The organism is Proteus columbae (genome assembly GCF_002777965.1).
Taxonomy (GTDB): domain Bacteria; phylum Pseudomonadota; class Gammaproteobacteria; order Enterobacterales; family Enterobacteriaceae; genus Proteus; species Proteus columbae.
The window spans coordinates 260,510-272,217 of record NZ_NGVR01000017.1; the positions used below are offsets into that span (position 1 = coordinate 260,510).

At 42.2% G+C, this 11,708-nt stretch carries 11 protein-coding genes; 1 reads left to right on the plus strand and 10 read right to left on the minus strand.

The features are described 5' to 3' along the window. Window positions 1–126 precede the first annotated feature (126 nt). On the plus strand, window positions 127–1,092 hold the full coding sequence (locus CBE70_RS07855; RefSeq protein ID WP_100158902.1) for a helix-turn-helix domain-containing protein: 966 nt from the start codon (window positions 127–129) through the stop codon (window positions 1,090–1,092). A gap of 70 nt (window positions 1,093–1,162) precedes the next feature. Here the strand turns inward: CBE70_RS07855 and CBE70_RS07860 are convergent, their stop codons facing one another. From CBE70_RS07860 to CBE70_RS07905, 10 genes are all read right to left on the minus strand, one after another. Continuing rightward, window positions 1,163–1,447, minus strand: a complete 285-nt coding sequence (locus CBE70_RS07860; protein ID WP_060556296.1) for a ferredoxin — start codon at window positions 1,445–1,447, stop codon at window positions 1,163–1,165. Then, window positions 1,444–2,730: an FAD-dependent oxidoreductase gene (locus CBE70_RS07865; RefSeq protein ID WP_100158903.1), complete on the minus strand. Its 1,287-nt coding sequence runs from the start codon at window positions 2,728–2,730 to the stop codon at window positions 1,444–1,446. Before CBE70_RS07865 ends, CBE70_RS07860 begins: the two co-directional genes overlap by 4 nt. Window positions 2,731–2,793: 63 nt before the next feature. Next, entirely contained in the window at window positions 2,794–3,735 is a 942-nt protein-coding gene (locus tag CBE70_RS07870; protein WP_100158904.1) for an FAD-binding protein, read from the minus strand. Window positions 3,736–3,746: 11 nt separating this feature from the next. Further along, complete coding sequence (fixA, locus tag CBE70_RS07875; RefSeq protein WP_100158905.1) at window positions 3,747–4,523, minus strand: putative electron transfer flavoprotein FixA; 777 nt, start codon at window positions 4,521–4,523, stop codon at window positions 3,747–3,749. Between the two features lie 53 nt (window positions 4,524–4,576). Further along, a complete protein-coding gene (locus tag CBE70_RS07880; RefSeq protein WP_100158906.1) occupies window positions 4,577–5,716 on the minus strand; it encodes an acyl-CoA dehydrogenase family protein in 1,140 nt (379 codons plus the stop codon). 95 nt (window positions 5,717–5,811) lie between these two features. Next, on the minus strand, window positions 5,812–7,131 hold the full coding sequence (locus tag CBE70_RS07885) for a GntP family permease (protein WP_072069069.1): 1,320 nt from the start codon (window positions 7,129–7,131) through the stop codon (window positions 5,812–5,814). Between the two features lie 80 nt (window positions 7,132–7,211). Continuing rightward, window positions 7,212–8,345, minus strand: a complete 1,134-nt coding sequence (locus tag CBE70_RS07890; RefSeq protein ID WP_100158907.1) for a 2-hydroxyacyl-CoA dehydratase subunit D — start codon at window positions 8,343–8,345, stop codon at window positions 7,212–7,214. Next, window positions 8,345–9,586, minus strand: a complete 1,242-nt coding sequence (locus CBE70_RS07895; RefSeq protein WP_069369783.1) for a 2-hydroxyacyl-CoA dehydratase subunit D — start codon at window positions 9,584–9,586, stop codon at window positions 8,345–8,347. The genes CBE70_RS07890 and CBE70_RS07895 overlap by 1 nt, the downstream gene beginning before the upstream one ends. Continuing rightward, window positions 9,583–10,410, minus strand: coding sequence for an acyl-CoA dehydratase activase (locus CBE70_RS07900; RefSeq protein ID WP_100158908.1), 828 nt, complete (start codon window positions 10,408–10,410; stop codon window positions 9,583–9,585). The genes CBE70_RS07895 and CBE70_RS07900 overlap by 4 nt, the downstream gene beginning before the upstream one ends. Window positions 10,411–10,446: 36 nt before the next feature. Beyond that, on the minus strand, window positions 10,447–11,682 hold the full coding sequence (locus CBE70_RS07905; RefSeq protein ID WP_023582975.1) for a CaiB/BaiF CoA transferase family protein: 1,236 nt from the start codon (window positions 11,680–11,682) through the stop codon (window positions 10,447–10,449). Between the last annotated feature and the right edge of the window lie 26 nt (window positions 11,683–11,708).

The window sequence follows — 11,708 nt, forward strand, 5'->3', positions numbered from 1 at the left end:
ATCTACTATTCTAATTTTAAAATTAAAGTTATAAAAATATTATTCTATTTTTGCCTGGTTTAAGTCGTTTTTATACTAGATTGATAGCGACACAACAAAAATACTTTCAATAAAAGTGGGCATACTATGAAAAGCATGTTTACGACTCGGGAGCTCCCTGACGTAGATCGGTTTTCCGTATTCAGGGATACAATAAAAGACCGCTTTTTATCGTCTTATGAATGCAATGAAGTCGAATTGCCTCCTCATTCTCGATTTTATGCCAACATTGTCGAGCAAGAGGTGACAAATATTCGCTTTATTCAGCTAGAGTCTAATGGTCACTGGGCGAGTAGCCGTCCTTTAACGCATAGACTTAGCTTAGAAGAGCACTTTCAAATAGAGATACAGCGTTCAGGAACCAGCCATCTGACTCAAGATGGGAGAACGGCATTTCTACGGCAAGGTGACTTTTGTATTTTTGATATGGCAAGACCCGTATCATGGTCTTTTGATAACGATTACTCATTATTTAAAATTTTGATCCCAAGGGAGAAACTGGCATCACGTTTAGGTAATACCCAAAATCTTACCGCAAGAGCAATACGAGGCAATAGCATTACAGGCTCCCTCGTTTATAGCTTTGTGATGCGCTATATTCCGTTTTTAGATTCAATGCCACCACAACATGCGCAACAACTTGCCGATATTTTATTGAATTTAATTACGTCTGCTTTCAGTGAATACAGTATTGCAACTCCACCTCAAAGCTTAGGAAGATCAACACTGTTTTATTTTGCTCAGCACTATTTAGAGCAACATATTTCCGATCCAGATTTAAGTGTTAATCAATGCGCAAATGCTTGTGGGATCTCCGTGCGCTATTTACAAATGTTGTTTAAAGAACAAAATACATCTGTACTTCGTTGGATATACCAAAAACGTCTTGAGAATTATAAAGCGGCTTTAGTTAATCCTCTCTTGGCAGAGAAAAATATTACACAATTAGCTTATGAATGTGGATTTAGCGATATTTCTAATTTAAGCCGAAAATTTAAATCCGAATTTTTTATGACGCCTTCAGAGTATCGAAAAATACATTCATTAAGATAAATAGGCTAATTATCTCCCCCCTAGTTAAAATTTTGGAGGTTATTCTAGAGGGGGGATAAGAGTTATCACATCAGCCGTAACGAAACTCAATGCCTAATGTGCCACACGGATACTCCCATTTTTTTAAAATCGTCTCACCACATAAAACTCGGCAAGTACCACACTCTAAACACCCTGCATAATCAAAAAGATATTGTCCTTTCTCATCTTTTTTATATAACCCTGCGGGGCAAGCTTTCATTAAAATTTCAAATTGTGCAGGATCAATATCATCTTTTAAGACGATATGTGGGTTTTCTTCATCCACATTAAATTTATTGACGCCTAATTTTACGTCTACGTTTACTTGACTCATAAAGAACGTACCCCCTTAAACCCATCTTTAATTAAGTTCATCACACCCACTTTCTTAACTTGAGACAGTATTTTCTTACGCACTGGTTTTTCTGGGCCATTAATCACAAATAAGTCATGCATGACATTGGCAGCCATTTGCGGGTAATCCGTAAAGAATCTTGTATTATCGAGGAAAGAAGGTAAGTCTTTGTATAACTTCATATCTTTCATAACAAAGCTGTCATTTAATAAAGATTGGTAGCAACTTAATTCTTTTTGGCTATAGCTGTTTTGCTCTTTCGCCATTAATACCGCTTTTGCAGCCGCTTCACCTGAAGCAATCGCTAAATCCATTCCTCTTACGGTATAGCCAACGTTAAGACAAAATCCAGCAGCATCTCCGGCAACTAATACGCCATCTTTGACTAATTCAGACACCATATTCATGCCACCCTCTGGCACCATATGCGCTGAGTATTCTAATAATTTGCCGTCTTTGATAAGTGGAGCAACAACAGGATGTTGTTTAAAATCTTCTAATAATTGAGGAACTGTTTTTTCGAACTTATCAACATTATGTAGCCCTAAAACAAGGCCTAAAGAAACGGTATTTTTATTGGTATATAAGAATCCGCCACCTAAATATCCACCAGATGGTGCACCAGCAAAAAGCCAAGCTAAGCCTTCATCATTAGTACAACCAAATCGGTCTTCCATTTGTTGTGGCGAGAATTCCAATAACTCTTTAACCCCTACCGCTACGGTGTGAGGATTAACTTTTTGTGTCATACCTAGTTGTTTTGCTAATAATGAATTAACACCATCAGCGAGGATAACCACATGGGCTTCAATCTCATCATCACCCGCTTTTACACCACACACCTTGCCATCTTTCACCAACACTTCATCAACACGAACACCCGTGATCACTTGTGCGCCAGCGTCTTCTGCTTTTTCCATTAACCATTGATCAAATGAAGAACGTAATACGGTGTAAGAGCGAGCGGCTTCCTCTTCTTTTTGAGTATGTTGATAATCTAACGTGACTCCATCGGTTTCCGTTAGCATGGAAATTTTTTCACGCGTCACAAGGCGTTCAACTGGAGCTTCTTGGGCAAAATTGGGAATGATTTTTTCAAGACTGTGCGCATATAAACGTCCACCAGTCATATTTTTACTGCCAGCGAAATTACCTCGCTCTACGACTAAAACATCACACCCTGCTTGTGCTAATACATAGGCAGCGGTACCACCAGCAAGTCCACCACCCACAATAATGGCGTCAAAAATATCGTCTGACATACTTTCCTATCCTTTTATTATGTGTGGTCGCTTAGCAAATTATTACTAAGCGACCTACGGTGATTAGCCGCCAAGCTTCGCGGTTAATGCAGGTAACACTTTGTAGAGATCGCCAACAATACCGTAATCCACCATATTGAAAATTGGGGCATTTTTATCTTTGTTGATACCAACAATGATTTTTGCTCTATCCACACCCACCATATGCTGAATTTGCCCTGAAATACCGACAGCAACATAAACATCTGCACCTAAAGTCACACCTGAAACACCAATGTAGCGGTCGTGTTCCATCCAACCTTCGCCTTCAGCAATTGGGCGTGAACAGCCCACTTCGCCTTGAAGGGCTTTCGCTAATGCTGCCGCGAGTGCAATATCATCTGCCTTACCAAAACCGCGTCCAACACCAACAACACAATGCGCTTTACCTAAATCAACGGTACTGCCTTGTTTTGGCTTACGCGCTAACACTTTTAATGTATGTGCGGGGGCGATAAAGGCACCTTGCACCACTTGTGCATTGGGTGCATCTTTGATGGTTTCCACATCTAATGCACTGCCCACAGTGGCAATAGCATAAGATGAGCGAATTTCTGCTTTAGCATGCGCTAAACCACCATAGACTTGGTGCGTAGCAATCACAGTATTATTTTCAATAGCAAGACTTAATGCATCACTGACAACACCGGCATTTAAAGTCACGCCAAGACGAGCCGCAATCGCTTTTGCACGTTTTGATGAAGCAAGTAGAACCAATGCGTTCGCACCCGCTTCTTTAATAATTGCTGCAAAAGAAGCAGCATAATCTTCAGCAATCACACCCTCTTGAGGCGCAAAACAGTACACACAATCAGCCCCTAAGTTGACACTTTCGCGTGTACTTTCATCGTCACCGATAAAGAGAACATTGACCTTTTCACCAAGGCCACGAGCAAACGCAATCAGCTTTGCTAAATCATCCGCTTTTTCGGCATAAACAAAGGTAGTAGGTAGTAAACTAGCCATTTTTAATCTCCTTATTGATTAACCGCTTGGCGTAAATGTTCAGCAAAAGTGGCAATATTTTCATCTGAATCACCTTCTAAAATAATACCAAGGCGATCAGATTGCTCTGGTGCACAAACTTGTGTTTGCACAACAGTCAGAGCAGAAATATCAACACCGATATCTCCTAACCCCAGTTTTTCAACTGGCTTTTTATTCGCTGCTAAAATGGCTTTCATTGAAGGAAGTTTTGGTGTGTTAATACTTGAAGTTACACACACAATGGCTGGTAATGTCAGTTCAAGTTCTTCAGTGATATTTTCTAAATCACGTTCAACAATGATTTTGTCACCTTCAACGGTGATTTTGTTTACTGCGTTCACACAAGGTAAACCTAAATATTCACCTACGGCTAAACCCGTTTGTTGAGCGTATAAGTCACCCGAACCTTCGCCGAAAATTAACAAGTCAAAACCCACTTTTTTTGCTGCTTGCGCAATAATATTGGCAGTATCCGTTGAATAAAGAGCGCTACATGCATCATCAGCAACCAGTGTTAATGCATCAGGACCACGCGATAAAATATCTTTTTTGATTTTCGCGTTTTCAACCATTGCACTTGTACCCACACTTAATGCAGTTACTGTGCTATCACCAAGGGTAGAGGCGATTTCTACGGCGGTTTCAATTGCATTCAAGTCATACAAACTAATTTTTAAACCCGCATTATCGGTTGCGAGTGTACGATCAGGCCGTGTTGTGATGTCTTGTTCGTCATGAACAACCTTACAGCAGGCAATAAGTTTCATAATTCACATTCTCCGTTTTGCACAATGCAACAAATTAATAAGCTCAAATCTCATTACGCTAAAATATGCTTAGCGATGACCATACGTTGCACTTCGCTTGTGCCTTCAAAAATCTCAGTAAGTTTTGCTTCACGCATCAAACGTTCAACAGGATAGGATTTGGTGTAACCCATACCGCCATGTAATTGAACGGCTTTTTGAGTCACATAAGTAGCAGCTTCTGCCGCATAAAGTTTGGCTTGAGCAGATTCACGAGTGTAAGGAAGACCCGCCATTTTGGCGGCAGCGGCGCGATAAACCAGCATACGTGCGCAATCAACACGAGTTGCCATATCCACTAATACCCATTGAATACCTTGATTAGCCGCAATGGGTTTACCAAATTGAATACGTTCTTTGGTGTAAGTAATAGTGGCATCTAAGGCACTTTGTGCGATCCCCAATGCCAATGCAGAGCAACTTAAACGTCCGCCGTCTAAGGTTTCCATCGCGATATTAAAGCCTTTACCTTCTTCGCCTAACATAGCGCTAGCTGAAACAACACAATCACTGAAACTCACAGAACAGGTTTCAGAGCCGTTCATACCCATTTTGTCTTCAGGTAAACCAATGCTAATACCTGGGTTATCACGCTCAACTAAGAATGCGGTGATCCCTTTTACACCCTTACTTTTATCGGTCATGGCAAACACGATAAAGAAAGCACCTTGAGGCGCCGCAGTGATCCACAATTTAGAGCCGTTAATTACATAGTTATCGCCTTGGCGAACAGCTGTTGTTTCTTGAGCCGCAGCATCACAACCCGCACTAGGCTCTGACAAACAAAAACACCCTAATTTTTCGCCAGAAACCACACCTGGTAAAATGCGTGCTTTAGTTTCTTCATCAGCATATTTTTGAATAATTGGCCCTGTTAAAGAACATTGTGATCCCATGATCATGGCGTGAGAGGCACTCACTTTCGCCATCTCTTCTGTGGCTAATACATAACTAATAGCATCGGCTTCTGTACCACCATAAGTTTCATCAATGTTGAAACCAAACAGTCCCAATTCAGCCATCGGTGCAACACTCTCACTTGGAAAGCGATGTTCTTTATCAATTGCACCCGCAATCGGTTTAATGTCGTTTTCAACGAACTCTCTGACCATATCGCGGATCAGGACTTGTTCTTCTGTTAGCTGAAAATCCATATTTATCTTCCTCTGAGAATATTGATGGTTATCTCTATGGCGTGCGATTTCACGTTTGTCGTCTTATCGCACGCATTAATCGGTTAACGTTATTTCTACATCGTCGCTATAGATGCAGGTAAAAAGGTGTACAGCAACAACATAAACATCATGGCTAACAGTGGGATAGCGAGGGTTAATGTTCCCACAGGTCCATAGCCCTCTTTATGGCTGACACCACAGACGCTAAAGACAGTAATAATTAATCCGTTAAATGGCGGTGTTGTACTCATAGATGCCATTGTGGCAACACGGTGTAATGAACCTTGATCAACTACGGTTGCAGGGAACATCGCAGCAATCATTGGCATGGCGATACTCAACGCACCAGAGCCTGAGCCACTGATAAACACTAAGGCACCAACTGAAATTGCAGTCACAACAAGTGGATTAAGACCCGATTGAGCAATCGCTTGGAATGATTCTTTGAACGCAGGTAACGTCATAACTAACGCACCAAATCCGACAATAACCGCCGTGTTAAAGAGGGAGGTCACCCCTTCCATCGTTCCTGCGGCTAAATTAGGTACGAGTTTTTTCCAATCGAGATAGCGTAAGTACACAATCAGGGCAGCAATAATGGCGCAGAACAGTGCAATAGCCGGATCCCATTTCAGGATATTCAGCACGACAAGCAGAATAAGCATCGGCAGTAATGCAACGAGTACATTCGGCAATTGACGATCTTTTTTACCTTCCTCTGCTTTCGCTGTTTTTTCGTCTTCAACCCAGCCTTCACCTTTGGCTTTTACACGTTTAAATAACCAAGTGAGATAAATAATCACTAAGGTGACTTGGAACAGCGCAGTCAACATACCCGGAACTAAACCGGCTGTGGCTGACGTACCTAAGAATTTCATTGGGATAAGGTTTTGGATCTGAGGCGATCCCGGCATGATCATCACAAACGTACCCGCACCTGCAAAATAGACAGCCGGAATAAGTCTACGAGGAAGATTCGCTTTGCGAAATAAACTCACCATCATTGAATAGACGGTAAACAGCGCAACAAACACTGACACACCGCCGTAGGCTAAAATGGCACAAGCCGCAACTAATGAAGGAATAACGGCTCTTTCACCAAATTTGCCAATAATAAAAGAGGCAACACTATCAGCAGCGCCACTGATAGCGGTTAATTTGCCAAAAATCGCACCAAGTACGAAAATGAAGAAGAAGCTACCAAAATAGCCACCTAACCCGCCGGTATACACTTGTAATAGTGCATCGACAGGATTAAGCATATCTGGTGATACAAGCCATGCAGTCACAGCAAGAAACAGGCTGGTGGTAAAGACAGAAATAAAAATATGTATGCCTTTCATACACATAATCATTAATATCGCTAGCCCGATGATTAAACAAATAATACCCATGATTGCCCCACTTATATGTGTTAGGGTTCAATTGACCTGCGTAAATCACGCAGGTCTTTTGTGACTATTAATTAACGTTGTTAAGCAGAAAGCACATCTGCGAAAGTTTGCAGTGCCGTTCTTGCCTGTTCATATGTTTTGGTTTGCTGATCGATTTCGATAATGATGGAAGGAATACCTTCTCTATCGAGGAATTTCTTCACGATAGGGGCATCAAACTCTTCAGGATCACAGAACTTCGTCAGTAAATAGACCACACCATCAGCGCCTGTGTTTTTCACCATGTCGGCAATTAAACGACCGCGTTTTTTCTCTGGATCATACAAAAGTGAACACCCTTCAAGATGAGCAATTTGCTCAGCCATCGCTTCATAAGGTGCTTTGTTTTCAGGAATATCTTGGCGAAACTGACGAGACTCATGCGCGACTTCATCCGCCACAATCGCCATTTTGTTGTCAGCCAAAATTTGTAGAATAGAAGGGCTATCCGCAATAATGCCTGTGACAACAATCTTGTGCCCTTTCCAAGGTTCTGGAGACAAGGCTTTGCATTGTGCAACAATGGCTTCAACGGCTTTTGTATGTTCAACTACATCCATAAAATAACCACTTTTGATCACGGTATTACGGCGTTGTGGTGTGACCAAATTTGGATGAAGTGCTGCTATCTCTGAAAACTCACGTAATGCGCGACGGCGCTGATTAAACAGATGGATGGCATTTTTCAGTGCATCATCTGTCACCGCTTGACCTGAAATTTCCCCTAATTGCAGTGCAATTTTCTTGTATTGTTCAGTTAAGAATGCAATACCTGCTGGCGTTTTACGGTTTTGTGGATGCACCAATTGAATAAAAGGCACTTGTGGTACACCCGCTTTCCAGTTTTGCCCTAAACATTTTAAGGTGTCACAAAGTGATGGAATGATGGCTGCAGATAATTTGTTTAACGCGCCATCTAATCCCATTTCAAGAGAAGAAAGCACTAATGCACAGTAGAAAGGTGGAAAATATTTCTTCGCTTCTGAGATCTCACGTCCTTCTGCCCCCCAAATACCAAAAGGCACCATACCCGCCGCATAGACAATTTCATTGGGGGTATATTCAGGAAAACAGCCAATAACCTTTTTACCACTGCGAATAAAACCATCTAATTGAGCAACAGGGTTATCCACCACGGTTTGTAACTCATCAAACAACTCCGTTAATGTTTTCATTAGATGTCTCCCTTTTTCATTTCTGCTTTGTTAGCAGCCATAATTTCAGTCAATGCTTCAACACGGGTGACATACTGCGCTTCAGAGAAAACACGAGGATCAGCTTGGTCGCCATCAAAAGTCACTGTTGGGATCTTAAGTTCATGGCGAATACGGCGCTCAATTTCAGGCATAATGCCACTCCAGAGCTTGCAACTACGGTTAACGTGAATAATTGCACCATCAACTTTATTCTGACGGCTCACGTTAATACGCATATCAGCAGCACGCTCAACAGAGACACAGTTAGGAACGTAAGAGTAAGCACGCATCATTTCGTCACTGTTTTGATAAATCACACCAAAAGCGGTGGCGTAAACAGTAGCAGTCACGTTGATACCTTGCTCTTTTAACGGAGTAGATGTGGCACGCAAGTAAGGCCAGCAGGCAATACCTTCAAAGAGAACACGGTATTTTTCTTCACCGCGATAAGTCGATTTTTTCTCTTTAATATTTTGTTCCATCTCTTCACACAGTTGCTCAAAAGCCAGCGCAGCTTCCAGTTTGCCGCGAGCACAAACCGCCACCGCCATGTGGTTAAACAGATCAAAACCGTTCATTGGTGATGGTTCATATTGGCAATATTCCGCTGCCTTTAACCATGCACGCCCTGTACGTTGTGAAATTTCACAGACTTCTTTAAATTTTTCTTCGGAGAACACTTTGCCTGTGACTTTCTCAAGTTGTTTGATGGCATCATCAAATTGCGCTTGAACATATTTCACTGTCACATCATCGGTGTCATAGTCATTCTTATAAGGAATATCGATAAGGATCATCGGGATATTCAGCTCATAAGCGATATTTTCATACCATTTGATCATGCAGTTACAGATGTTGTTACAGCACAGCAAGAAGTCCGGCTGAGGCATGTCCATCTCTTCGCACTGTTTAATATCCATGTAAGAGAGGCTGATACGAGCATAAGCACAGATATCATTGGAATATCCCATGCTTTCTGCATGTTCACACATTTTTAAACCCGCCCCTTTTGCGGCAATCGCAGCGGCTTGATTTTCAGGATAAACCACACATAAACCTAATGTTTCAGCGATTTCTTGAGGGAAGTTAGAGGCACACCACCCTATTTTTTCACCGCTGTTTTTGGCATCCCACGCGCGCTGATAAGCATCAGCGGCGATTTTTTGCAGTCGTTTTTTCGCAGGAATATAATCCGGCGCATTCATATCTACATTGCTCATTTTGATGTTCCTATTGTTAACGCATCGTCTTCCAGTTGATGGCGGTACGCTTCAAAGGCATAAATGGCGGCACCTATCGCCCCGTTGTATTGTGATAATGGTGAGGTGGCGATAGGAGCGTTCAGCTCTTCGCTAACATAACGAACAACTTCAAAATTACTGGCAACACCCCCTGTCATGACAACCGGGGCTTCAACACCAACACGTTTTGCAAGACCGGCAATACGGCTAGCCACAGAGCGGTGAATACCATTAATAACGTCGGGTATTGTTTCGTTATTCGCGAGATGAGAAATAACTTCCGATTCAGAGAACACGGTACAGGTAGAGCTAATGGTGACTTTTTTCGTGGACTTAGCGCCCTCTTGAGCGAGATCAGAAATCTTGGTTTCTAACACTCGCGACATCACATCTAAAAAGCGTCCTGTACCCGCAGCGCACTTGTCATTCATCACAAAGTTCAGTAAACGCCCGGCACCATCCATATGAAGTGCTTTAACGTCTTGACCGCCGATATCAATCACTGTTTTCACGCCCGGAAAAAGAAAGTGCGCGCCTTTCGCATGGCAGCTAAGTTCACTCACTTCTTTGTTGGCTTCTTTCAGAGAATTACGGCCATATCCTGTTGCGCAGATCCAGCTGATCTGACTGAGGGAGCCACCAAATTGACGCAATACTTCAGCGATCGCTTTTTCAGGCCCTGATGTTCCTGCGCCAACGGATGCCAATGATTTTGCGACAATTTCATCACCATTTTTCATGATGATGCATTTTGATGCAGACGATCCGATATCAACGCCCATTGTGAAAATGTCTTGTTGCATGCCTTTGCTCTCCTGAAAATTAAAAAAGTAAGTGGATTATTCTTTCCACGTCATTACGTCTTTATTGGCTTCAAGGTTTGCGATTTCTTCAGCGCTATACCCTAATTCAGCTAATACAGACGGTGTGTCTTCGCCTAACAAAGGACCACGGCGGTATTCAGGTAAACCACTTTCTAAGAAATCAATCGGTGGACGAACTAAGGCTTTTTCACTGCCATTTTTGTATTTCATGTTATAGAAGGTGTTGATTGCCCAAGCTTGTTTATCTTCCAACACTTCTTCCCAAGTCTGTGCAATGCTGAATGGAATATCGTTTTTAGTGAAAATATCTGCCCACTCTGACGCTGTTTTTTGCTCAACTTGCTGCCAAATCAGGTCATACAACTCTGGAGAGCGATTATTTTTCGCCACTTCTTGTAGGCGTGTATAACGGGCATCCTCTGCTAAATCTGGACGACCAATACAAGAAATAAAGGTTGGATAATAAGCATCGTAAACTGGCATGCAGACTTGAATAAAACGATCATCTTTCGTTTTATAAGCCAGAATAAATGGGCTGGTGGTTGTACGGCGGTCGATTGGATAAGCTTGACCATAATCTGGGTATTGTGCCGCTTGGATCATGATAGCTTGGGTGTAAATAGAGGTATGCAACAAGTTAGTTGAAACATACTCGCCTTGACCGATATTTTTAGCGCGAATATAAGCGGCTAATACACCTGAAACCAAACCTAATGCACACTGGTGATCGCCAAGACCGGGGATCACGTTCATAGGCACTGTGCCTTTTTGGTACAGAGAACCTAAAATACCGCCACGGGCAAAGAATGCCGTGTAGTCAAATCCCGGTAAATCTTTATCTGGACCTTCATCGCCATAACCCGTCACGCTGGCGTAAACTAATTTTGGAAAGCGTTGTTTTAACGTTTCATAATCTAAACCCGCACGCTCTCTTGCTCCGGGACGCCAGTTAGTTAAGAAAATGTCCGCTTTTTCTAACAGTTCAAACAGGATTTTTTTCCCTGCTTCTGTTTTTGTATTTAACACAATCCCACGTTTATTGGCGTTTTCTAAATCAAAACTGGTGTTTTCATGTTGATCTAACGGACGGCCTTCTGTTGGTGCTGTATAGCGTAAGTTATCGCCACTTGGAGATTCGATTTTGATTACGTTCGCACCCATATCAGCCAAAATACGCCCCGCTGCTGGTACTGCGATAAAGGTCGCCAACTCAACTACGGTGACGCCTTCCAGTGCTTTATGACTTGTCATTTCTTCTCCTAATTATTTTTAGACTT

Bases quoted from the DNA above. Each gene is read 5' to 3' on its own strand.
- CBE70_RS07855 (WP_100158902.1), top strand. From the start codon at position 127: ATGAAAAGCATGTTTACGACTCGGGAGCTCCCTGACGTAGATCGGTTT.
- CBE70_RS07860 (WP_060556296.1), bottom strand. From the start codon at position 1,447: ATGAGTCAAGTAAACGTAGACGTAAAATTAGGCGTCAATAAATTTAAT.
- CBE70_RS07865 (WP_100158903.1), bottom strand. From the start codon at position 2,730: ATGTCAGACGATATTTTTGACGCCATTATTGTGGGTGGTGGACTTGCT.
- CBE70_RS07870 (WP_100158904.1), bottom strand. From the start codon at position 3,735: ATGGCTAGTTTACTACCTACTACCTTTGTTTATGCCGAAAAAGCGGAT.
- fixA (WP_100158905.1), bottom strand. From the start codon at position 4,523: ATGAAACTTATTGCCTGCTGTAAGGTTGTTCATGACGAACAAGACATC.
- CBE70_RS07880 (WP_100158906.1), bottom strand. From the start codon at position 5,716: ATGGATTTTCAGCTAACAGAAGAACAAGTCCTGATCCGCGATATGGTC.
- CBE70_RS07885 (WP_072069069.1), bottom strand. From the start codon at position 7,131: ATGGGTATTATTTGTTTAATCATCGGGCTAGCGATATTAATGATTATG.
- CBE70_RS07890 (WP_100158907.1), bottom strand. From the start codon at position 8,345: ATGAAAACATTAACGGAGTTGTTTGATGAGTTACAAACCGTGGTGGAT.
- CBE70_RS07895 (WP_069369783.1), bottom strand. From the start codon at position 9,586: ATGAGCAATGTAGATATGAATGCGCCGGATTATATTCCTGCGAAAAAA.
- CBE70_RS07900 (WP_100158908.1), bottom strand. From the start codon at position 10,410: ATGCAACAAGACATTTTCACAATGGGCGTTGATATCGGATCGTCTGCA.
- CBE70_RS07905 (WP_023582975.1), bottom strand. From the start codon at position 11,682: ATGACAAGTCATAAAGCACTGGAAGGCGTCACCGTAGTTGAGTTGGCG.